Source organism: Noviherbaspirillum album, from assembly GCF_035916955.1.
Lineage (GTDB): Bacteria > Pseudomonadota > Gammaproteobacteria > Burkholderiales > Burkholderiaceae_D > Noviherbaspirillum > Noviherbaspirillum album.
On record NZ_JAWIIV010000003.1, the window covers coordinates 16,572 to 38,730 of the forward strand.

The following is a 22,159-nucleotide window of genomic DNA, read 5'->3' on the forward strand; positions in this document are numbered from 1 at the left end:
AGGTTTTCAATTCGAATACAGCGGCAGGAACAGGTCGTGGCAGCCGGCACTCAGGTCGCCGCGCAGCACCATCTGGCGGGCGGCTTCGATATCGGGCGCGAACAGGCGGTCCTTGTCATAGAAGGGCACGCGCTGGCGCAGGCGCTGGTGCACCTCGGCCAGCAGCGGCGAGGTCGCGAGAGGGCGGTGGAAGTCCACGCCTTGCGCGGCAGCCAGTGCCTCGATGGCGACGATGGTGGCGGTGTTGTCCGCCATCTCGTTCAGGCGGCGGCCGGCGAAGGTGGCCATGCTGACATGGTCTTCCTGGTTGGCCGAGGTCGGCAGGCTGTCGACGCTGGCCGGATGGGCCAGCGACTTGTTTTCCGAAGCCAGCGCGGCGGCGGTCACGTGGGCAATCATGAAGCCCGAATTGAGGCCGGAGGATGCGACCAGGAAGGGCGGCAGGTTGGACAGCGTGGCATCGATCAGCAGCGCGATGCGGCGTTCCGACAGCGCGCCGATCTCGGCGATGGCCAATGCCAGCGAGTCGGCGGCGAAGGCCACCGGCTCGGCGTGGAAGTTGCCGCCGGAAATGACATCGCCTTCCTCCGCGTACACCAGCGGATTGTCGGTGACCGCATTGGCTTCGATCAGCAGCGTGCGCGCCGCATTGCCGATCACGTCGAGGCAGGCGCCCATCACCTGCGGCTGGCAGCGCAGGCTGTACGGGTCCTGCACGCGCTCGTCGTTTTCCAGGTGCGAGCGGCGGATCTCGCTGCCCTGCAGCAGGGTGCGGTAGATCTGCGCCACCGCGATCTGGCCGGGCTGGCCGCGCACCGTGTGCACGCGCGGATCGAAGGGTGCGTCGCTGCCCTTGGCGGCGTCGACCGACAAGGCGCCGGATACCGTCGCGGCTTCGAGCATGCGTTCGGCCAGGAACAGGCCGTTGAGGGTGAAGGCGGTCGATACCTGGGTGCCGTTGATCAACGCCAGGCCCTCCTTGGCGGCGAGGGTGACGGGCTTGATGCCGGATTTTTCCAGCGCTTCCTTCGCGGGCATGATGCGGCCGTCGACGCGCACGTCGCCTTCGCCCATCAGGGCCAGCGTCATGTGCGACAGCGGGGCGAGGTCGCCGGAGGCGCCGACCGAGCCCTTGCTCGGGATGCAGGGCATGATGCCGGCGTTGTAGTGGGCGATCATGGTGTCGATGACTGCGGCGCGGATGCCGGAGTAGCCGCGGGAGAGGCTGCCGATCTTGGTGGCCAAGATCAGGCGGGCGACGTTGTCGGCGATCAGCTCGCCGCTGCCTACCGAGTGGGACAGGATGAGGTTGCGCTGCAGCTCTTCGAGCTGGTCGTTGGGAATGTGGGTTTTTGCCAGCTTGCCGAAGCCGGTGTTGATGCCGTAGGCGGGGGCGCCTTTTTCCACGATCTTCTGGATGGTGGCGGCGGAAGCGTTGATGGCTTGGTAGGCTTCGTTGGCTAGTTGGAGGGTGACTGTGCCGCGCCAGATTTGGCGGAGGTCGGTCAGGGTTAGCTTGCCTGGGGTGATGGTGAGTGTGGTCATGGTGTTGTCTCTTGTATTGCTGTGTTCGGGTTGCTGCTCTTCGGTGAGGCTATGCGGTTGTTTCTTCGGACTACCTTGCCGGGACTGGCCCCGGCGGGCCACCTACTTTCTTTGCTTCGCCAAAGAAAGTAGGCAAAGAAAGGGGGCCGCCGAGGTGCGACCCCGTTGCCGGCGCCCCTGCGGGGTTCCCAAAAGTGCGCTGCACAAAGCGGGAAGCGCAGAAACTCGCCTTCGGCTCAGACATCTGCGCTTCTTTATCCGCTTTGTACAGCGCACTTTTGGCGTCGGCAAAGGGGGAAAGGCACAGCACAGCCTCTTTGATTTAGCTTGGTCTGTCTTTTTGTTGTGCTTCTTATTTCACCATCGGCAGATTCAGTTTATTGCGCTTCGCACATGCTACCGCTGCTTCATACCCCGCGTCTGCATGCCGCATCACGCCGGAGCCGCTGTCGTTGACCAGCACTCTTGCCAGGCGCTTCGCCGCGGCCTCCGTGCCGTCGGCGACGATCACCATGCCGGCGTGCTGCGAGTAGCCCATGCCTACGCCGCCGCCGTGGTGCAGCGACACCCATGTCGCGCCGCCGGCGGTGTTGAGCAGGGCGTTGAGCAGGGGCCAGTCGGAGACCGCATCGGTGCCGTCCTTCATGCTTTCGGTCTCGCGGTTGGGGCTGGAGACGGAGCCGGTGTCGAGGTGGTCGCGGCCGATAACGATCGGGGCCTTGAGTTCGCCGTTCTTCACCATTTCATTGAAGGCCAGGCCTGCAATGTGGCGTTCGCCCAGGCCGAGCCAGCAGATGCGCGCGGGCAGGCCCTGGAAGGCGATGCGTTCGCGCGCCATGTCGAGCCAGTGGTGCACGTGCTTGTTGTTCGGGAACAGTTCCTTGATCTTGGCGTCGGTCTTGTAGATATCCTCGGGATCGCCGGACAGCGCGGCCCAGCGGAACGGGCCCTTGCCTTCGCAGAACAGCGGGCGGATATAGGCAGGCACGAAGCCGGGGAAGTCGAAGGCGTTGTCCACGCCGGTGTCTTTCGCGACCTGGCGGATGTTGTTGCCGTAGTCCACGGTGGGGATGCCCATCGCGTGGAAATCGAGCATGGCCTGCACGTGCACCGCGCAGGATTTCGCCGCTTCGGCGGCGAGGCGGGCGTGCTGGCCGTGGTCCTGCTGCGCAGCCTTCCATTGCGCGACGCTCCAGCCAAGCGGCAGATAGCCGTTGATCAGGTCGTGCGCCGAGGTCTGGTCGGTGACGAGGTCGGGCTTCATGCCGCCGGCCTGCGCACGCCTGACCAGTTCCGGCAGCACTTCGGCGGCATTGCCGAGCAGGCCGATGGAAACCGCTTCCTTGCGCTCGCAGTGATGCTTGATCAGCGCGAGGGCTTCGTCGATGTCCCTGGCCTGCTTGTCGAGGTAGCGGGTGCGCAGGCGGAAGTCGATGCTGCTCTGCTGGCATTCGATGTTCAGCGATACCGCGCCGGCCAGCGTGGCCGCCAGCGGCTGCGCACCGCCCATGCCGCCGAGCCCGGCGGTGAGTATCCAGCGGCCGGACCACTCGCCCTTGTAATGCTGGCGGCCGGCTTCGACGAAGGTTTCATAGGTGCCCTGCACAATGCCCTGGCTGCCGATGTAGATCCAGCTGCCGGCGGTCATCTGGCCGTACATGAACAGGCCCTTGCGGTCGAGTTCGTTGAAATGCTCCCAGTTGCCCCATTTCGGCACCAGGTTGGAATTGGCGATCAGCACGCGCGGCGCGTCGGCATGGGTGCGGAATACGCCGACCGGCTTGCCGGACTGCACCAGCAGGGTTTCGTCGTCTTCCAGCTTGCGCAGGGAGTCCAGGATCGCGTCGAAGCATTCCCAGTTGCGCGCGGCGCGGCCGATGCCGCCGTAGACGACCAGGTGCTTCGGGTTTTCCGCGACTTCCGGGTCGAGGTTGTTCTGCAGCATGCGGTAGGCGGCTTCGGTCAGCCAGCTCTTGCAGGATTTTTCGCTGCCGCGCGGCGCGCGGATGACGCGGCTCGCATCCCAGCGCGGGTCGGCGGCGGTGTCGATATTGTCGGTGACTGTGTTCATGGAATCTCCTCCTTGGCGGCGATGACGAACGCGGCCGGCAAACCTGCCCGACCCGGGTCTACTGAAATCGAGTTTAAGTTGTATAGACAACTTATGCAAGAAAAACTTAAGTTGACAATACAAATTATTTCCCTAGAATCGGGCAGGCGAGTACAAGGAGAACAATGTGAAAGCGGACATGGAAGACGGCGGCAACGCGGAGCGCACGCCCGCCTTCCTGCATATCAAGAACTACCTGCTGGCGGAAATCCAGGCCGGCATCTGGAAGGAAGGCGATGCGATTCCTTCCGAGCAGGCCTTGGCGAAACAGTTCGGCGTATCGCGCATGACGGTCAACCGGGCGGTGCGGGAATTGACCGACGAGCAGATCCTGACCCGGGTGCAGGGTTCGGGCACCTATGTGGCGCAGCAGAAGTACCAGTCGACCCTGGTGGAAATCAAGAGCATCGCCGACGAGGTGCGCATGCGCGGGCATGTGCATCGCAGCGAACTGCATCTGCTCGAGCGCAGCAAGGCGTCGGAACTGCTGGCGGCGCCGTTCGGCATCAAGCCCGGCCATCCGCTGTTCCATTCCGTCATCGTGCATTTCGAGAACGACATCCCCATCCAGGTCGAGGACCGCTGGGTCAATCCCGAGGTCGCGCCGGACTACATGCTCCAGGATTTTTCAGTCATCACGCCCAATGAATACCTGATGGCGGCCGCGCCGCTGCAGGGCGTCAACTACAGCATCGAAGCGCTGCACCCGCCGCGCGAGATTGCCGAGATGCTGCAGATCCGCAAGGACAAGGAGGCTTGTCTGGTGCTGAAGCGGCGGACATTGTCGAAGGGGGTGGTCGCTTCGGTGGTGACGATGTGGCATCCGGGGGGGCGGTATCAGTTTGCGGGGAGCTTTTGAAGTGGTGCGGGCCTCCATGCCTGCAAAGATGCTTGCTCTTCGAGAGCGAGCAAACCAGAATTTTCAACGCGCAGAACGGAACAACCCCTCTCCCGCAGGCGGGAGAGGGGCAGGGGTGAGGGCGATTGCACGACCTAATAAGGTCTTGTTATTCCCTTGCCCCTAGCTTCTACCTCGTACTCAATCAATTCACTCACAGTTACCGAATCTTTATATGTGTTCACTTGTTTGAACCGTGGGTTCTCCGTGGAGACCTGCCGGGACTGGCCCCGGCGGGCCACCTACTTTCTTTGCTTCGCCAAAGAAAGTAAGCAAAGAAAGGGGGCCGCCGAGGTGCGACCCCGCTGCCGACGCCCCTTCGGGGTTCCCAAAAGAGTGATGCGTAAAGCGGGAAGCGCAGAAACTCGCCTACGGCTCAGACATCTGCGCTTCTTTATCCGCTTTACGCATCACTCTTTTGGCGTCGTCAGAAGGGGAGACTTAACAGCCTCTCTCCGCCGGCTTGGTCAGTTCTAATCAACGATTTCTACTTTGCTGGAGCAGCCTAAGCCGCTACCTCCACCGCCACCCTCTTCACCGGCTGCCGAAACCCGATGGCCAGCCGGTTGAACGCATTCATCACCGCCACCGCAAACCCGAGATCGGCAATCTCGCGGTCGGTGAAATGTTCCTTCAATGCCAAAAACACATGATCCGGTACCTCGCCGTTGGCGAGCCGCGTCGCCGCTTCCGCCCACCCCAGCGCCGCCCGTTCGCGCTCGCTGTAGAAGGCGGTTTCGCGCCATGTCGAGAGGCTGTTGATGCGCTGGAAGTCTTCGCCTTGCCTGAGCAGATCATGCGCATGCTTGTCGATGCAGAAGGCGCAGCCGTTGATCTGCGATACGCGCAGGTAGACGAAGTCGATCAGCGCCTTGCCCAGCGGCGAGTGTTCAAGCGCAACACTGGCGGCGGCGAGGCCGCGGTAGGCTTCGTTGGAAAGCGTCTGGTAGGGAATGCGTTGGTCCGACATGATGTTGTCCTTTCCGGAGATTGTCTGAAGTTGGCGATCTGTTCGCGATCTGTCGATCAACTGCCAGACGCGCCGGCTTCCGGATCTGTGACAACGATTTTCAGACTTCCAGCGCGATGCCCTTGAGCTTGTCGGGATTGCGCACGCTGTACATCTCGACGATGCGGCTGCCGTCGGTGACGAGCGAGATCACCGAGTCGAGCTTGCCGTCGATCAGCCGCAGCACGCCCGGTTCGCCGTTGACGGTGGCGATGCGGTAGCTCGCGCGTTCGCCGAACTGTCGCGCGACCACATGGAACAGGCGGGCGATGCGGTCGGCGCCATGCATCACGGTATTGACGGAAACCGCCTTGCCGCCGCCGTCGGCCGTCATGCTGGCATTGTCGGCAAGCAGGGCGGTCAGCTGCGCGCGGTCGCCCGACCGGGCGGCGTCCATGAAACGCTGCAGCAGCGCGACATGCGTTTCCCGGCTAATGGCGAAGCGCCGCCGCTCCTGCGCAACACGCTCGCGGGCGCGGTGCACCAGCTGGCGGCAGGCAACCTGCGACTTGCCGAGCATGCCGGCAATCTCGTCATAGCCCAGGTCGAATACCTGGTGCAGCAGGAAGGCCGCGCGTTCTTCCGGCGCAAGACGTTCGAGCACTACCATGAAGGCCATCGACACGTCGCTGGCCAGCTCCGCCGATTCTTCCGGCGTCAATGCCGCCGGCGCCACCAGAGGTTCTGGCAGCCAGGGACCTTGATAGGTTTCGCGTTCGAGCTTGGCATGGCGCAGGCGGTCGAGGCAGAGGCGGGTAACCGCGGTCACCAGCCAGGCTTCGGCGCTGCGGATGTCAGCGATTTCCGCTGCGCCGAGCCCGTGCCAGCGCAGGTAGGCATCCTGCAGGATGTCTTCGGCATCCGCCCGCGAGCCAAGCATGCGGTAGGCGATGCCGTAGAGCTTGGGGCGGCAGGCTTGAAAGGATGCGGCGCGCTGGTTCACGGAAAGGCTCCTTAGGGAAACTCATTCATCCCGCAAGACGTTTGGCGCGCCGCTGTTGTGACAGGATCAGCGCGACGGCAGACTCAGGATCTGGCCGCCGGTCCAGGTCTGGCCCGGCGCCAGCGTGACCGGCGTGATGACGCAGGCGGCTTCGACGCAGATCATGTGCAGCCAGTCCTGGTCCGGAAAGTCGGGCAGGGCGGCCGCCTTGACCGGACCCGGATTCCAGACCACGGTGTCCTCGAAGCCGACCTGCTCGATCTGCAGCGAAGGCTGCCCGTTTTCCAGCAGCAGCAGCTTTTTCGGCGGCGACATGTAGACGCGGTCGAGTTCGGCGGCGATCTTCACCGAGGCATCCTGCTGCACCACTTCCACGCAACCCGCCGTCGCGTCCTGGTAGCGCACCTGCTGCAGGCCCTGCAATTCCACCTGGCGGATATCATCGACCCGGAAATAGGTATGCAGCGCGGCGGTGAACGGAAAGGCAACATCGCCGCGGTTGGTGGCGGTAAGGGTGATGACCAGGCGGCCGGCGTCCAGTACCACGCCGACTTCGGCATGGAATGCATGCGGCCAGATTTGATGCGTCTGCGCATCGTCCTCGATGACGAAGGTCGCCATCGCCGGCGACTGCGCGGATGGCGAGGTCGCGACCTGCCACGGCAGGCTGCGGACGAAGCCATGCTTGACCATGGGGCCGCGGTCGGAAAACTGGGGGAAGCAGACCGGCACGCCGCCGCGTATCGCCGCCGCCGGAATGGTGTCGTCGGCGCGCGTCATGCCGCCGGTGCTGGCCGACAGGTACATGCGCTCCCGGCCGTCGGCGGTCTTCCATGAAACGACCTGCGCGCCCTGGCGGGTGACGAATGCCGAATCGCCCTGCGCATTCGACAGCGTCAGCCCGGGCAGCGCCTGCAGTTCCTGGGTGAAGGAATCGGCGGCCGATGCTGCCGGCAGCCCGAGGTCGATGCCGCCGAGGTCGGCGACTTCCCGCAGGTTCACCGCGTGACCGACGAAGGGGCTGCGATCCTGCCAGCCGTTATTGCGAGCCGGCACCTGCCAGTAACCCTGTTCGTCGTGCACGATCCAGAAATGGGGCTGCTGGGTGTATTCGTAAATCTTGGTCATGCTGGTCCTTGATGTGAGTGAAGCGCAACGCGGGCAGGTTTGTTACAGCACCTGCCGGGTCACCGCGACCTTGATGATGTAGGCGAAGACGAGCAGCGCGGCCACGAAGGCGGCGGCGCGCACGCCCTTGCTTCCGCCGCGCTTGAGCGCGAACGCGCCGATCGCGATGTAGGCCACCAGCGCAACGACTTTCGCCGTCAGCCAGGACTGCACGAAAGGATACTGCGCGCTCCATACCACCAACACCAGCGCGCTGGCCAGCAGCAGGGTATCGACGATGTGTGGCGCGACACGGAAAAACTTGCGCTGCAACGCCGCCGAGTCGGCCAGCATCAACAGGCCGCGCACGAAGAACAGGATGCCGCTCAGCGCGACGAAACTCATGTGGAGATGCTTGACGGCGAGATAGCTCATGGGAGGCAGGAGTAGTTGGAGAAAGGTCGACGGCGCCCGTAGAACGATAACCGTCTTCGGCATCATCGGCCATGCACTCACGCAAACCGGCAGAGGATGCCTGCGGCTGGCATTTTAACAAGAGAGGGGGAACCGTAACCGCGGATGCCGTCACTCAAGAACTTGAAAGTTAGAAATTGTCTTTCCTGAAACCAATGGAATGACAATCAGATATTGCACCAGTGAAATTCAAACGGGGAATATCTGATATCTAAACTTCGAATTGGAATTATATCTGTTCCGTCCATACACTCTATCCGTACCAGACATTTTTGAGAGGAATACACCATGTCTACAGCAACATTCAACTCCACACAAACCGTTGGCCTGAGCTATACCGAAAACCTCAGCCGCGCCGCCCGCGCCTTCCTGCAAGCACTGCTGGCCATCACTCCGGAAGCCAAGCCGGCCGCCGAAGAAAAGCGCGACGTCGCATCGATCGCCCAGCTGTACCGCATGGCACGCAGCTACGATTCCATCCAGCCGAACCTGGCTCAGGAACTGCGCGCAATCGCTGCACGTGCCTAAGAGGCAACAAGCCGCAAAGGCAAGCTAAGAAAGAAAGCAGTACAAGCAAAATAGCAGGCAGTAGATTCAAGTGCAGCGCCCGTGGCAAGGGCGATCGAGCAGCAAGCACATCCGTCGGAAGCAAGGCGCAAGTCCCGCAATGGGCCTTTACAGGAGACCGCCTTACTTTCCGCACATAGGCTTCGTGGCGCAAGCCCGGGCTCACATCACAGATATCGGCATCGGCCGGGACTCGTCCGGCTTGTCACGCCGGCAGGCATTCCGAACCGAACTTCCCAAAACAGAATTGCAAATGGCGGTACCGTCACGCGCCGTTCGGCCGTGTCACATTCCCGGTTCTATGAGGCGAAAGCGCGGCACCTGCATGCCATTCACTTCCACCTGTTCGAAAAACATGTCGGCATTGCGGTGGACCAGCTGCGGCCAGTCGGTTTCATACAACGGGCGGTACACCACGCAGACTTCATTGCTCTCGGTGTTGCGAGACAGGCCGAGCACGAAATAGCGCTTGCCCTTGTAATGCTCGTAGACGCCTGGCGTAATTGCGGTTCTGGTCATGATGAGATCAGAAAATCGCAGGCCCGGTTGATCGATGCGGCGTTCATTTCGGCCACAGGATCATCTGCGTGCAGCGGAAGGTGGCGATCAGCTTGCCGCTGTCGCGGTGCGTAACGAGCGCATCCCAGACTTGCGTGTTGCGGCCGAGATGCACCGCCTTGGCTTCGCAGGCAACGATGCCTTCGCGCGCGGTGCCGAGGAAATTGCTCTTGAGTTCGATGGTGGTGAAGTTGGCTGCGCCCTCGGGCAGGTTGGCGACGCAGGCATAGCCGCAGGCGGTATCGGCAAGGGTGATGACGCTGCCGGCATGCAGATAACCGTTCGGCGCGAGGTGGGATTGCCGCACCGTGATCTGCGCCTGCAGCGTGCCTTCGCCCAGGCCGGTCACTTCAATGCCGAGCAGGCCGGGCAGGTAGCCGGTGCCGACGCGATTGTAGTGGGCGAGGTCTTTCGAAGAGTCCATGCGTGTCCTGCCTTTCTATTGTTATATCTGTATGGCTATGCGGCCTTGAGCACCAGCTGATGCACGGTGCGAGTCAATGCCTCCAGGTCGACATCGCTGGCCATCTCAGCAAATTCCTTCTGGACATTTTTCCACAACGGCATTGCCTGGCTCACCCTTTCCTCGCCTTCGCTGGTAATGGTCCAGCGCCGCTCTCGCCTGTCTTCACCGGGAGTGGCCTTGATCCAGCCGCTGTCGCTGATGATTTTCAGCGTGCGCGTCAGCGTGGTGCTGTCCATCGCCAGCAGCTCGGCCATCGCACCGGTAGTCAGGCCGGGACAGGCGCCCAGCAGGCGCAGGATGCCGAACTGGGTGATCTTGAGCCCGGACGGCTTGAGCGCCTGGTCATACAGCTGCGTCACGACGCGCGACGCCTGGCGAAGTGAGCCGCAATAGCAGGGCAAGCGTAAGGGTTCCACGAGGATGGCCGGGTAAAGGTAGATGCGGTAGATGCGGCGAATATAAATGCATGTACATATATTGTCAAACCGGCTCGAATCGGCGGGAGCTTGAACATTAATAAATGTGCATTGAACTTCATGCATGGACTGAACTTCCAACAGCTTTGTCCATCCTGGGAGCAGAACAAATGAAGAATTATTCCACGCAGTACGATGCCGATCCGTCCCTATCATCCGACCCGGCTGTATCGCAGGTTTCATCGCATAGGCCTATGGTGCTCGACTTGTCCGGGACGGGCGCGTCGGGAACCTCGGGCACATCCCGGCGCACGCCCTGGCTGCTGGCCGCCGGCGCCGCACTCGCGACTGCCGCGCTCGTGGTGCGGCAGAAGACCCGGCAGGCGGTACTCGAGAATCCGCCGGCTGGCGAATTTCTCCAGATCGACGGCGTGCGCCTGCACTACGTGGAGCGGGGCCAGGGCCAGCCCGTGGTGTTTTTACATGGCAACGGCACCATGATCCAGGATTTCGAAACCAGCGGGCTGATCGATCTGGCGGCCCAGAAGTATCGCGTGATCGTCTTCGACCGCCCGGGCTACGGCTACAGCGAAAGGCCGCGCAGCACGATCTGGACGCCGCAGGCGCAAGCCAAGCTGCTGCATCGCGCCTTGCTGCATCTGGGCATCGAGAATCCCATCATCGTCGGGCATTCCTGGGGCACGCAGGTCGCGGTATCGATGGCGCTCGAACAGCCCGATTATGTGAAGAGCCTGGTGCTGATGTCGGGATACTACTACCCGACCGCGCGGCTGGATGTGACACTGGCCGCGCAGCCGGCCATTCCCGTGCTGGGCGACCTGATGCGCTTTACCGTTTCCCCGCTGTTGAGCCGGGCCATCTGGCCCGCGGTGCTCGGCAGAATATTTGGCCCGGCACCGGTGCCGGCGCGTTTCAAAGAGGAATACTCGGTATGGATGACGCTGCGTCCGTCACAGCTGCGGGCGGCGGCGGCCGAAGCGGCGCTGATGATCCCGGCCGCCTATGCATTGCAGGAGCGCTACCATGAACTGACCATGCCGGTGGTCATCATGGCCGGCGCCGACGACAAGCATGTCACCACCAGCCACCATTCCGAACGGCTGCATGCCGAACTGCCGCACAGCAGCCTGCATGTGACGGCCGGTGCCGGGCACATGCTGCATCACGTGGCGCAGGAAGAGGTGCTGGCCGGTATCGGCCAGGCCGCCAGCGCGGTGGGCGCGGAATTGCGCAGCGGCGCCGTGCATTCCGCCGCCGCGCCCGTCGGGGTCGCTGACCGTTGACCTTCGCTGCGGTTCAGGCGCTGACTTCATGGCGATTGCGGCCAGCCTGCTTGGCCGCATACAGCGCCTTGTCGGCACGCCTGACGAGCTGGGCCCAATCCTGCCCGACTTCAGCCGCGCCCATGCTTGCCAGCCCGATGCTGATGCTGATGTTGCGGTCAATCGAGAAGCGATGCGCCGCGACGGTTTGCACCAGCCGTTCGGCCACCGTCCTCGCGACTGCCTCGTCGGTGCCCGGAAAGACCAGGCAGAATTCTTCGCCGCCGTAACGGCCGATCAGATCCACGCTGCGGCAGGCATCTTTCAGCAGGCGCGCCACTTCAATGATGGCGCGGTCTCCCGCTTCATGTCCGAGCGTGTCGTTGATCTGCTTGAAAAGATCGATATCGGCCAGCGCCACCGTGATGGGCGTGTGCATGCGCTGCGCCAGCCGCAGTTCGCGTTCGCCGCCGGCAACCAGGGCGCGGCGGTTCAGCAGCCCTGTCAATTCGTCATGCGTGGCGAGATGATGCTTGTCGGCGATGACGCGTTCGAAATACAGCAGCAGGAGACCGTTGCAGAACAGCAGGGTGCCCGCGATCGGAACGAAGTAGATCAGGACCACGGCCAGCGTATTGCTGGAACTGGGCAGCAGTTCGGAAGTGTTGACCACGGTGGCAACGACACGGCCGCTGTAGCTGATGACAAGCAGCAGCAGCGAGCCGACCGTGAGCTTCCGGGCAAAGGTGGTGCGCGAACCCGGCCCGGTCCACATCTCGACCAGGGTCACCAGCAGCATGACCAGCACGAATACGGCCGACAGCAGCGCCCGCGCGCCGATGCCGGAATCGCGGACCACCAGCAGGATGAACAGCATCACGAACAGCAGCCATAGTACCCATCCCGTCCTTGCCTGCGTCTTCTGGAAAAACGCGCGTATGCCGCACCACTGCAGCACCAGTCCGAGGATCAGCGTGCTGTTGCCGACAATGAGGATCAGGGGGCGCGGCGCGCCCGCATTGAGCACCACCATCAGAACGCCGATGGCGAAGGACACGCCGGACAGTGCCCAGAAGCGCGTGCAGGTTTCCGTCGGCGCGGCATAGAAAATGCCGGCCATGACGAGCGCAACGCAAAGCTGCACGACGATCAGCGCGGCGCCGGCGGTTAAGACATCCATGAATTTCCCATCATCGCGGAGTCGGCGTCGCTCATCGATCGTTCCATCCGCAAGCCGTTGTATCTTAGCGGATGACGGCAACTTTTCCGGCTGGAAATGTAGCGCAAGACCCCGAGGCCGGCGCAAAACGTCGGTCGTCAACAACGTTTGCCGGGCGGTGATTGTCTATTTGCCCAGTATCGCCTGGCGGTATCGAGTAGGCGACACGCCGGACATTTTGCGGAAGCGGTGGCTGAAATGGCTGAGGTCGGCATAGCCGCAGGCATCGGCGACATGCTGCAATGACAAGCCGGGAGACCTGAGCAGCGCCTGCGCGTGGTCATGCCGGCGCGCGGCGATCCAAGCATGGGGCGGCATGCCAAAGGAAATGCGGAACATGCGGGCGAGGTGAAATTCCGACATGCATGCGAGTGCGGCCAGCATGCCCAGGGTGATGGGCTGGTCGAGATGGGTCTCGATGTAATCGGCCAGCCGCCGCCGCATCAGGGGCGCCAGCCCGCCCTTGAGCCGCGGCGCGCGGCGCAGCACGCCCTGCGATTGCAGCAGGCGGCTGAGCAGTTCGTGCGAGGTTTCATTGACCCGCAGCAGTTCATCGCTGCCTTGCCATGGCATCTGCACCAGCGACTGGCACAGGTGCGCGATCTGCGCATCTTCGAAATAGGTACGGTCGGCCAGGGTCAGTTCGCGCGGTTCGCGATCGAGTTCGATGACGGCGCGCCGGGTGAAATGCTCGGGCAGGAAATACACATGCAGGAAACGCAGCTCGTCGCGCACCACCCAGCGCGATTCGTGCTCGTCCGGCAGCGCGCACAGGCGGCCGGGGCTGCCGTATAGTCCGGGCAGCTCGTTGCGTTCGGTGCGGTAGCCGCCGCCGAGGTAGCAGGACAGGGTATGGTGGCCGGGGCGTATGTAGGCGGTTTCTTCCTCGTCGGTGCGCCGGTGCCAGATGGCGATGGCCATCTCGTCGCCCAGCCAGGCGAAGCGCTCCAGCTCCGCATTGGTGCCGCGCAGGGTATTGAATACCGCATGCGTGATGCCGCTGGGATGGGATGGCAGGAGTGTCGACGGAGTCTGCATGGCAAGGGGCCGGAAAGGTGCCGACTACTGTATCACTTTCCCTTGGCCCGGGTGGCCGCCGGGCGCGCGGCGCAAGGTCCGGCGCGCAAAAAGCGCAAGAATGGACAAACGCGGCGTCGCCATGATTGATGACCCGATGACCCGGCGCGCTGGTCACCGCGGCACAAGCGCAATTCCAGACAAGTCGCCGGCCTTCGATCGGGGCATCCTGCGTGCTCAACACTAAGGAATATCCGCAATGAATGCCTTTCTCTACCTGCTCACCGTCCTGATCTGGGGCTCGACCTGGATCGCCATCAAATGGCAGCTCGGCGCCGTGCCCGCGCCAGTGTCGATTGCCTACCGTTTCTGGATCGCCGCGGCGGTGCTGCTGCTGATCCTGGTGGCGATGCGCAAGCCGATACGCCCGCCGCGCGAGGCGTGGCGCTATCTTGTGGCGCAGGGCATCGCGCTGTTCTGCTGCAATTTCCTCTGCTTCTACTATGCCAGCCAGTGGGTGCCGAGCGGGCTGATCGCGGTGGTGTTCTCGACCGCGCCTCTGTGGAATTCGATCAACGGCCGGCTTTTCCTCGGTCGCGCCATTCAGCCGCAGGTCATCGTCGGCGCGCTGCTCGGCCTGACGGGCATCGTCATGCTGTTCCTGCCGCAGATGAGCGGCCACTGGGGCGACGGCGCGATGCTGCGCGGGCTGGGCCTGGCCTTCCTCGGCACGCTGTTCTTCTCGACCGGCAACCTGCTGTCGAGCCGCATGCAGTCGCTCGGCCTGACGCCCTGGCTGACCAATACCTGGGCCATGTTCATCGGCGCCGCCGTCCTGACGCTGATCGGCATCGTGCTCGGCATGCCGTTCACGCTCGACTCCAGCCCGCTCTATCTGGGCTCGCTGCTGTACCTGGCGGTTCCGGGGTCGGTGATCGGGTTTACCGTCTACCTGCTGCTCGTCGGGCGGCTGGGGCCGGAGCGGGCGGCTTATTGCACGGTGCTGTTTCCGGTGGTGGCGTTGAGTATCTCGACGGTGTATGAGGGGTATGTGTGGAGCTTGATGGCGTTTGTCGGGCTGGCTTGCGTGCTGGGGGGGAATCTGCTGGCGTTCATGCCGGTGCGGGCGAAGCTTAAGCCGGCGGCGGCTTGAATCGGTGGCATCGGTGGTAGTGCAGGCCTCCGTGCCTGCACAAAGGACTTTTGTCCGGAGAAAGCTTGAACGTTGATTTCTTCGTGGAGGCGTGCTTTGCCGGGACCGGCCCCGGCGGGCCACCTACTTCTTTGTGTCGACAAAGAAGTAGGCAAGAAAACGACCCCGCTACCGCCGCCCCTTCGGGGTTCCCAAAGGAGTGTGGAGCCAAGCGGGAAGCGCGGAAACTCGCCTTCGGCTCAAACATCCGCGCTTCTTATCCGCTTGCCTCCACTCTCCTTTGGCGTCGTTAGAAGGGGGACTTCTACAGCCTCGCTGTGCTGCGTTTGTTAGCGTTTGTTAGCTTTTGATGCAGTCTTTCTTCATCGCTCGGTAGTGCAGGCCTCCGTGCCTGCACAAACTTCGCTTGTCCGGAGAGCCGTCCCTGCGTCCGAGGTCTACGCCATCCCCTCAATACGACGCCCGATACCGATACCCCTTGTAATTGAGGATCATGCCGCTCGGCGTCATTGTCTCAAGCTTGAAGCCGGGAGCGATTTCGTCGCCTTCGCGCAGCAGGCGCTTGTTGATCAATATAGAACGGTCGGCCTTGCTGGCGGAGTAGATGTAGCCGCCCACGCTGTATTGCGGCACTTCCTGCTGGATCTGCGCGGGCAGGTCGCGCAGTGTGCCGACCGGCGGTTCGGGCGCGGGCCGGGGTTTTTCAGGTGTTGTCGGTGCGGCAGCGGCTTTCGTGTCTTCCTGCCGAGGCTTCCTGGCGGGCTTCGCGGTTTCCGGCATCTTTTTTTCCACCGGCTTGCGCTCCGCGGCCCTGGGCTTTTCGACGGGCACCTCAGGTGCCCTGGCGGGAGCTTGCGCCAGCGGAGGCGTCGGCGCGGCGGCCGGGGCGGGAGAAGGCTGCTGGGCAGCGGGTGCCGGTGCCTGGGCAACCGGCGGCGGCGAACCCGGCGCGGGTGTGCTAGATGCGGCAGGTGCCGGCGGCGTAGCCTGCGTTGCCTGTGCCGGGGTCTCCGGCGCCGGCGCGCCGCCCATCCAGATCATGCCGGCGCCCACCACGGCCGCCGCCGACAGCACCGACCACACCCATGGCCGGCGCCATAGCGGCTGGCGCTGCGCATGCACATGGAACGACGGCGGGATCGGGCCGGCCGCGCGTGGGCCGCCGTGGCGTTCGGCCTCGGCTTTTTTCAATGCGTCGAGAATGTAGGACATGGCTTCATTTTCCTGCGTTCGCGCTTTCGCGGCCCGCGCGCGGGCTGGCGCCCAGGCGCGGCTCCTCGATGCCGGAGGCGCGGTTGATGTGGATGGCGGTGACCGGGCCGACGATGCCGTCGACATGCAGGCCGTGCGCCTGCTGGAACTGGCCGACCTGCCTGACCATGCCCGGTCCGTAAGGCGCGCCGGCCGGCGGCGCCTCGACGCCGTTGATCTTCGCCAGGCGCTGCGCCAGCCAGTCCACGGCCGGGCCGCGGTCGCCGGGCTTGACCGGGCCTTCGAAGCCGGGCGGCATGCGCCACAGGGTCACGAACTCGCCGTGGAAGTAGCGGCCCAGCACCGACAGCGGCACGTTCTGGCTGAGGTCGCCGGCATGCAGCGTCGCTTCGGTATCCCGGAGTTCGCTCAGCACCACGTAGTAGCTGCGCTTCTGATTGTCTTCCAGCCTGATCGCCACCGGCCTGTCGATGGAACGGATCTCGCCGAAGCCGCGCGTGCTCCAGTAGCAGCGCAATCCCGCCTGTCCGGCGCTGTCGCAGGGCGTTTCCTTCTCCGGCAAGCCGGATGAAAAATAGGCGGCCAGCTGGCGGATCGCGGCGTTTTCATCGAGCGCCGTGCCGAGCGGGCTGCCGTCGTGTTCGGCGAACAGGCGCTGCGGTGCGCCCGGTGCGCTGGCCGTCGCCGGCTGTCCCTTGGAGTCGTCCGCCGCGTTTGCCGATGTCGGCATTGCCGGCTGGGCGGCCTTTGGCTGCGCTGCGTTCCCGTCCGTATTCTTGTCCTTCGGCGCCGGGACCGGGGTTTCCCTGGACATCAGGCTGGCGACGCGCGCCCATCCGTCTTCGGCGGCCACGCGCAGGGCTCCGGCATTGGCGGTGATCAGGGCCACGCCGAGAATGATGACGCCGGCCAGCGCGCCCAGCAGCGGATAGTGCCAGGCATGCATCCGCGCACCGGCATGGCGCCGCTGGTTGATGAACAGTTCGGCGCCGGCCGCGGCGATGGTGTCGCGGTCCACCGTCGCCAAGCCTTTCGCATAGGCGCCCAGCATCGCGCGGTCGCACAGCAGGTTGATGCGGCGCGGCACGCCGCCGGTCAGCCGGTGGATCTGGCGAATCATGGACTGGCGGAACGGCGAGGGCGATGCCAGCCCGGCGGTGGACAGGCGATGCTGGATGTAGCTGGCGGTCTCTTCCTCCGACAGCGCGGTCAGGTGGTAATGCGCGATCACGCGCTGGGCCAGCTGCTCCAGTTCCGGCTGCGCCAGCATGGCGCGCAGCTCGGGCTGGCCGATCAGGATGATCTGCAGCAGCTTGCGTTCATTGGTTTCGAGATTGGTCAGAAGGCGCAGCTGCTCCAGCACCTTGGGCGAGAGATTCTGCGCTTCGTCGATAATGAGCACATTGTTGCGGCCTTCCGCATGCGACGCCAGCAGGTAGCCGTTGAGCGCATCGATGTAGTCCTTGACGCTGTGGCGCTCGCGTTCGGCGACCGGAATGTGAAATTCCTCGCAGATCGACTGCAGCAGTTCGGCCACGCTCAGCTTGGGATTGAAGATGTACGCGACATTGCAGTTGGCCGGCACCTGTTCGAGGAAGCAGCGGCAGATCGTGGTCTTGCCGGTGCCGATGTCGCCGGTCAGCAGCACCAGTCCGCCGCCGCTGTCGATGCCGTACAGCAGGTGCGCCAGTGCCTCGCGATGGCGCTCGCTCATGAAGAGATAGCGCGGATCGGGAGAAATGGAGAAGGGGGCTTGCCTCAGCCTGAAGAATTCGGTGTACATGGCAATCGAAAATTGAGCCCGACAGGATAGCATGCATGCGGCCGTGCAATTTGCGGGGCAACAATGGAGATTCGTTCCAGCTGGAAATTCTGGCGATGCCGTTTGCTACCTTCGGGTCAGCGCAGGGCGGCAGTCCCCGTGACACCGCCACCGGTTCCAGTGGCGCCGCCCGCTCCCGAGCGCAGCGCAATCTGGCCCCGGATCTCGCCGGCGGTAAAGGCCGCGCTGGTGACATTGACATAGAACTGCCCGGCGCGCATAGCCGAATGTTCGGCCACGCTTAGGGTGGTGCGCCCGGTCCAGGTGCCGCTGCCGGGCGCCGTTTCAACCAGCGAAAGGAAGATCGGGCCGGTCGCGCCGGGCGCACCCTGGTGCAGGTTGACTGCGTTGGCGGTCGTGCCTGTCACGGTAACGCTGACGGTCATCTGGCGCGTTGCCGGATTGACCGAGGCGCTGCCGCTGCCCTGCGCGCCGGTGATGCGCGGCGGTACCTGTTCGGCGCCGCTCAGCGTCACGGCATAGGTTTCGCTCTGGGGCTGCGCGGCCGGCTGTGGGGCGGGCTGCGTCGAGGAGGAATCCAGGCTGGTGCTGCCGGAGCCGCTGTCGCCGCCGCCACCGCCGCAGGCAGCAAGTATCAGCAGTATGGACAGCAGGATGCATGAGTGGCGCGGCATGATGTCTCCCGTTGAACGAGGGCGATGTGCATCCGCATGGGGTTTGGATGGGCAATCCCTCGCTGCCCATTGTGCGCGAAGCGCGCGCCGGGTCCGCGACCCAGCGCAAGGAATCGGGCGGTTGGGCGGTTGGGCAATTGCAGTCAGGCAGCGGAACGCATCTCGACCTGCGCCGATTCGGCCGCGTTTTTTCTGTCGAGCAGCAACTGCTTCATCGCCTCCAGCGCGACCGACTGGTGGCCGCGCCGCCACACCAGGCAAGTACGCGCCCGCGCCACCGTGGGCGGCAATGCGAACACCGCGACGTCTTCGTCGGCGCGCACCACGCCGAGCACCGAGCGCGGCACGATGGCGATGCCCGAGCCGGCCGCGACGCAGGCCACGATCGCATGGTAGGAAGCCAGTTCCAGCACCCGCGCCGGCATGACCGACGACATGCCCAGCCATTCCTCCAGGATGCGTCGATACGAACAGCCGCTGGAAAAGGCGATCAGCGTGCGCTTCTGCACATCCTTCGCCGATTCGATGCGCGGCGCATGCCTGGCCGCGATCAGCACCAGTTCCTCGGTGAAGACTTCGATCATGTCGAGATCGGCGGCCTGGAAGGGCTCGGCGACGAAGGCCGCTTCCACTTCGAAGCGGTGCACGCGCTCGACCAGACCGCCCGAGGTGCCTGTCGCCAGTTCGATCTGCACATCCGGATAACTGCGGTGGTATTGCGCCAGCAACGGCGGCAGGCGGGCGGCGGCGGTGCTTTCCATGGTGCCGATACGCAAGGTGCCGCGCGGCGTGCCGCTGCGCAGCGCATTTTCGGCTTCCGTGGAAAGGCGCAGCAATTGTTCCGCATAAGCCAGCAGCACCGAGCCCTCGGCCGATAGCACCAGCTTCCCGGCCCGGCGCTGGAACAGCTGCACGCCGAGCCGCTCCTCCAGGTTCTTGATGCGGGTGGTGATGTTCGATTGCACCCGGTTCAGCTGGGCGGCCGCGCGGGTGATTCCGCCGTGATCGACGACGGCCTTGAAGATATGCAAGGATTCCAGATCGATGTTTCTCATTTTGAGAACCTCCTATCTTCATTATTCATTTTTCAGAATGGACCGGTCAAGCTAGACTGGCGTCATGACTCCTTCTCCCGCCTCCCTTCCCGAAAGCCGGAACGATTCCGGCGCATCCGGCGCGTCCGGCGCGACCGGAATCGTTCCTGCGCTGGCCGGCCTGGCCGCACTGGCGGTGGCCATGGGCATCGGCCGCTTCGCCTTCACCCCGGTGCTGCCGATGATGCTGCAGGACGCCGGCCTGAGCCTGGCCGCCGGCGGCTGGCTGGCCTCCGCCAACTATGTCGGCTACCTGCTCGGCGCGCTCAGCGCGATGCGCATCCGCCTGCGGCCGGAGACTGCGATCCGCGCCGGCCTGCTGGCCATCGGCTTTACGACGCTGGCGATGGCGGCGCAGCTGCCGCTCGCCGCGTGGGCGGCATTGCGCCTGGTGGCTGGCGTTGCGAGCGCATGGGTGCTCATATCCGTTTCCGCCTGGTGCATGGAAAACCTGAGCCGCTACCAGCGGCCCTTTCTCAACAGCGTGGTGTTCGCCGGAGTCGGCACCGGCATCGCCGCCGCCGGCCTGCTGTGTCTCGCGCTGATGCAGATGCATGCCGCTTCGCCCACGGCCTGGCTTTGCCTGGGAGCGCTGGCAGCCGGCATCACGCTGCTTGTCTGGCGCTTATTCCGTCCCCAAGCGCACGACGCTGCGGAAAAGGCGCCGGCAGGCGCGGGATCCGATACGGTATCCGGTGCAGCGGCAGGCGGCTTCCGCTGGAATGCGCGGGCGGTGCGTCTGGTGGCCTGCTACGGCATCTTCGGCTTTGGCTACATCATCCCGGCCACCTTCATTCCCGTCATGGCCAGGCAGGCCTTGCAGGGGTCGGGCGCATTCGGCTGGTCATGGCCGGTCTTCGGGCTGGCGGCAGCATTGTCGACGCTGGCCGTCGCCGCGCTGGTCAGCCGCATGGGCAACCGGCGGTTGTGGATGGCATGCCACTTCATCATGGCCGCCGGCATCCTTGCGCCCGTGCTTTGGTCCGGCCTGCCGGCGATCTTCGCCGCGGCGCTGTGCGTGGGCGGCACTTTCATGGTGATCACGCTGGCCGCCCTGCAGGAAGCCAAGCGCAGCGCCGGGCGCAATGCCACCGTGCTGCTGGCCGCAATGACATCGGCCTTCGCCGCTGGGCAGATCGTCGGCCCGCTGACCGTCGGCGGCGGCAGCTTTTCCGGCGGCCTGATCGTGGCCGCGGCGCTGCTGGCCGCAGGCGGCGCGGTCCTGGCAATGGAGCGCGATGCGCCGTGACCCCCGCTGCAGCGCTGCACAGCCGTACACATTCAACGTATAACTCACCGAGGAAATACCCATGACCAATGCCAAACCCACCAGTCTGCAGGATTGCATGCCCGGCCCGGAACGCATGCCGGCGCTGCCGATGGAACAAATGGATGCGGCGCAGCGCGCAGCGGCGGAAGCACTGATCGCCGGCCCGCGCGGCGCGGTGTTCGGGCCCTTCATCCCGCTCATGCGCAGCCCCGAACTGCTGAACCGGCTGCAGAAGGTCGGCGAATACCTGCGCTTCGACAGCGTGCTCGACAAGCGCATCAGCGAATTCGTGATGCTCATCGTGTCGCGCCAGTGGACCCAGCAATTCGAATGGTGCATGCATTATCCGCTCGCGCTGAAGGCCGGCGTGCGGCAGGAGGCGCTGGATGCGCTGGCCGAAGGGCGCCGGCCCACCGGCATGGCCGCGGACGAGGAAGCGGCGTATGAATTGTGCGAGGAGCTGGCGCGCAATCACGGCGTATCGGACGCCACCTATGCCCGCGCCGTCGAGACCTTCGGCGAACGCGGCGTGGTTGACCTGATCGGCCTCGCCGGCTACTTCACCACGGTGTCGATGCTGATGAACGTCGCCCGCACGCCGCCGTTGGCTGATGCTGCCGCTGCGCCGCTGGCGTCGTTTCCGCGCTAGATTCACCATGCGGCCGCCGACAGGACCGGTTCCGGCAACAACGCGAATACACGGTAATTCAAGAAGACCTCAAGGTACATGTGCCCCGAATTCTGAGGCCCCGTAGTCCCGCGGCGTGCCGATCGCGCCACAAGTCCGCGGTACCATCAGCGCACCGGGGTATGAGCACCCAGGTATTTGTGGCATATTGCTATATGGCAAGCTACGACATGGGATGCATTTCCGGCATGCCGTAGTTCGGACAGACTGGATGCGACTTATACAGAAGACAAGAGGGACGGGGAGATGTTATTTTTAAAGAGTACTGCCGCGCCGGTGGCTCCGGGCGTGTACGTCGTCGATGTCGCCGCCAAGCCGCCCGGCAAGACGTTCATGATTTATACCGCACTTGATGCGACCACGCCTCCCGCCGAGTTCATCCAGGCAGTCGAGGGCCTGGGTTTCAAGCAGGTGCTGTCCAAGCCCTATACCCATCACGACGGCAAGAAGATCGTCGACATGCATTTCCAGAAGGCTGGCACGGATATTTTCGAGGGCTGGACCGCCGCCGAGAAGGAAACCAATCTCGCCCAGCTTGCCGAAGCGCTGGGCAAGTTCAACATCCAGTTCACGCCGCGCGTGATGTCGCTGGCCGAGGCATTCCGCTGAGACTGTATTGAAATGACGGGCCCGGAATACCGGGCTGCGTCATGCGTTGGCGCGCCGACGTGCC

The 22,159-nt window shown here is 64.1% G+C and carries 22 protein-coding genes; 7 read left to right on the plus strand and 15 right to left on the minus strand.

Annotated elements, in window-relative coordinates:
• Window positions 1-6 precede the first annotated feature (6 nt).
• Window positions 7-1,545, minus strand: coding sequence for a histidine ammonia-lyase (hutH, locus tag RY831_RS04915; protein WP_326505208.1), 1,539 nt, complete (start codon window positions 1,543-1,545; stop codon window positions 7-9).
• 352 nt (window positions 1,546-1,897) lie between these two features.
• Complete coding sequence (gene hutU, locus RY831_RS04920) at window positions 1,898-3,616, minus strand: urocanate hydratase (RefSeq protein WP_326505209.1); 1,719 nt, start codon at window positions 3,614-3,616, stop codon at window positions 1,898-1,900.
• A gap of 178 nt (window positions 3,617-3,794) precedes the next feature.
• On the opposite strand from hutU, the gene hutC reads away from it, so the two are divergent.
• On the plus strand, window positions 3,795-4,514 hold the full coding sequence (hutC, locus tag RY831_RS04925) for a histidine utilization transcriptional repressor HutC (RefSeq protein WP_326505461.1): 720 nt from the start codon (window positions 3,795-3,797) through the stop codon (window positions 4,512-4,514).
• A gap of 544 nt (window positions 4,515-5,058) precedes the next feature.
• Here hutC and RY831_RS04930 read toward each other — a convergent pair.
• The 4 genes from RY831_RS04930 to RY831_RS04945 form a co-directional block, all read right to left on the minus strand.
• Window positions 5,059-5,523, minus strand: coding sequence for a carboxymuconolactone decarboxylase family protein (locus tag RY831_RS04930; RefSeq protein WP_326505210.1), 465 nt, complete (start codon window positions 5,521-5,523; stop codon window positions 5,059-5,061).
• A 100-nt stretch (window positions 5,524-5,623) separates the two neighbouring features.
• Window positions 5,624-6,505 carry an RNA polymerase sigma factor SigJ gene (gene sigJ / locus RY831_RS04935; RefSeq protein WP_326505211.1) on the minus strand — a complete coding sequence of 294 codons (882 nt, stop codon included), beginning with the start codon at window positions 6,503-6,505 and terminating at the stop codon, window positions 5,624-5,626.
• 66 nt (window positions 6,506-6,571) lie between these two features.
• Window positions 6,572-7,633, minus strand: coding sequence for a D-hexose-6-phosphate mutarotase (locus tag RY831_RS04940; RefSeq protein ID WP_326505212.1), 1,062 nt, complete (start codon window positions 7,631-7,633; stop codon window positions 6,572-6,574).
• A 42-nt stretch (window positions 7,634-7,675) separates the two neighbouring features.
• A complete protein-coding gene (locus RY831_RS04945) occupies window positions 7,676-8,047 on the minus strand; it encodes a SirB2 family protein (protein ID WP_326505213.1) in 372 nt (123 codons plus the stop codon).
• Between the two features lie 327 nt (window positions 8,048-8,374).
• On the opposite strand from RY831_RS04945, the gene RY831_RS04950 reads away from it, so the two are divergent.
• Window positions 8,375-8,614 carry a hypothetical protein gene (locus RY831_RS04950; RefSeq protein ID WP_326505214.1) on the plus strand — a complete coding sequence of 80 codons (240 nt, stop codon included), beginning with the start codon at window positions 8,375-8,377 and terminating at the stop codon, window positions 8,612-8,614.
• Between the two features lie 324 nt (window positions 8,615-8,938).
• On the opposite strand, the gene RY831_RS04955 is transcribed toward RY831_RS04950, so the two are convergent.
• Genes RY831_RS04955 through RY831_RS04965 form a run of 3 tightly spaced genes read right to left on the minus strand, consistent with a single transcriptional unit; the run spans window position 8,939 to window position 10,036 of the window.
• The gene (locus RY831_RS04955) at window positions 8,939-9,172 is read right to left on the minus strand and encodes a DUF1653 domain-containing protein (protein WP_326505215.1); all 234 of its coding nucleotides are present in this window, start codon (window positions 9,170-9,172) and stop codon (window positions 8,939-8,941) included.
• 43 nt (window positions 9,173-9,215) lie between these two features.
• A complete protein-coding gene (locus tag RY831_RS04960; RefSeq protein WP_326505216.1) occupies window positions 9,216-9,635 on the minus strand; it encodes a PaaI family thioesterase in 420 nt (139 codons plus the stop codon).
• Window positions 9,636-9,670: 35 nt separating this feature from the next.
• Window positions 9,671-10,036 (minus strand): MarR family winged helix-turn-helix transcriptional regulator, encoded by a 366-nt coding sequence (locus RY831_RS04965; RefSeq protein WP_326505217.1) that lies wholly within the window; start codon window positions 10,034-10,036, stop codon window positions 9,671-9,673.
• Between the two features lie 227 nt (window positions 10,037-10,263).
• On the opposite strand from RY831_RS04965, the gene RY831_RS04970 reads away from it, so the two are divergent.
• A complete protein-coding gene (locus tag RY831_RS04970) occupies window positions 10,264-11,397 on the plus strand; it encodes an alpha/beta fold hydrolase (protein WP_326505218.1) in 1,134 nt (377 codons plus the stop codon).
• Window positions 11,398-11,410: 13 nt separating this feature from the next.
• On the opposite strand, the gene RY831_RS04975 is transcribed toward RY831_RS04970, so the two are convergent.
• Together RY831_RS04975 and RY831_RS04980 are read right to left on the minus strand one after the other, a co-directional pair.
• Window positions 11,411-12,556 carry a GGDEF domain-containing protein gene (locus RY831_RS04975; protein WP_326505219.1) on the minus strand — a complete coding sequence of 382 codons (1,146 nt, stop codon included), beginning with the start codon at window positions 12,554-12,556 and terminating at the stop codon, window positions 11,411-11,413.
• A gap of 165 nt (window positions 12,557-12,721) precedes the next feature.
• Window positions 12,722-13,633, minus strand: coding sequence for a helix-turn-helix transcriptional regulator (locus RY831_RS04980; RefSeq protein ID WP_326505220.1), 912 nt, complete (start codon window positions 13,631-13,633; stop codon window positions 12,722-12,724).
• A 238-nt stretch (window positions 13,634-13,871) separates the two neighbouring features.
• Here RY831_RS04980 and RY831_RS04985 point away from each other — a divergent pair, with 238 nt between their 5' ends.
• The gene (locus RY831_RS04985; protein WP_326505221.1) at window positions 13,872-14,765 is read left to right on the plus strand and encodes a DMT family transporter; all 894 of its coding nucleotides are present in this window, start codon (window positions 13,872-13,874) and stop codon (window positions 14,763-14,765) included.
• Window positions 14,766-15,215: 450 nt separating this feature from the next.
• On the opposite strand, the gene RY831_RS04990 is transcribed toward RY831_RS04985, so the two are convergent.
• The 4 genes from RY831_RS04990 to RY831_RS05005 all read right to left on the minus strand — a co-directional run bounded on the left by RY831_RS04990 (window position 15,216) and on the right by RY831_RS05005 (window position 19,489).
• Window positions 15,216-15,977, minus strand: coding sequence for a general secretion pathway protein GspB (locus RY831_RS04990; RefSeq protein WP_326505222.1), 762 nt, complete (start codon window positions 15,975-15,977; stop codon window positions 15,216-15,218).
• Window positions 15,978-15,981: 4 nt separating this feature from the next.
• Window positions 15,982-17,760 (minus strand): ExeA family protein, encoded by a 1,779-nt coding sequence (locus RY831_RS04995; RefSeq protein WP_326505223.1) that lies wholly within the window; start codon window positions 17,758-17,760, stop codon window positions 15,982-15,984.
• A gap of 116 nt (window positions 17,761-17,876) precedes the next feature.
• A complete protein-coding gene (locus RY831_RS05000) occupies window positions 17,877-18,434 on the minus strand; it encodes a CHRD domain-containing protein (RefSeq protein ID WP_326505224.1) in 558 nt (185 codons plus the stop codon).
• Between the two features lie 143 nt (window positions 18,435-18,577).
• A complete protein-coding gene (locus RY831_RS05005; protein WP_326505225.1) occupies window positions 18,578-19,489 on the minus strand; it encodes a LysR family transcriptional regulator in 912 nt (303 codons plus the stop codon).
• A 64-nt stretch (window positions 19,490-19,553) separates the two neighbouring features.
• Between RY831_RS05005 and RY831_RS05010 the strand changes: the two genes are divergently transcribed.
• The 3 genes from RY831_RS05010 to RY831_RS05020 all read left to right on the plus strand — a co-directional run bounded on the left by RY831_RS05010 (window position 19,554) and on the right by RY831_RS05020 (window position 22,095).
• Window positions 19,554-20,777, plus strand: coding sequence for a YbfB/YjiJ family MFS transporter (locus tag RY831_RS05010; protein ID WP_326505226.1), 1,224 nt, complete (start codon window positions 19,554-19,556; stop codon window positions 20,775-20,777).
• Between the two features lie 61 nt (window positions 20,778-20,838).
• On the plus strand, window positions 20,839-21,447 hold the full coding sequence (locus RY831_RS05015) for a carboxymuconolactone decarboxylase family protein (RefSeq protein WP_326505227.1): 609 nt from the start codon (window positions 20,839-20,841) through the stop codon (window positions 21,445-21,447).
• Between the two features lie 285 nt (window positions 21,448-21,732).
• A complete protein-coding gene (locus RY831_RS05020; protein WP_326505228.1) occupies window positions 21,733-22,095 on the plus strand; it encodes a hypothetical protein in 363 nt (120 codons plus the stop codon).
• The last annotated feature ends 64 nt before the right edge of the window (window positions 22,096-22,159 follow it).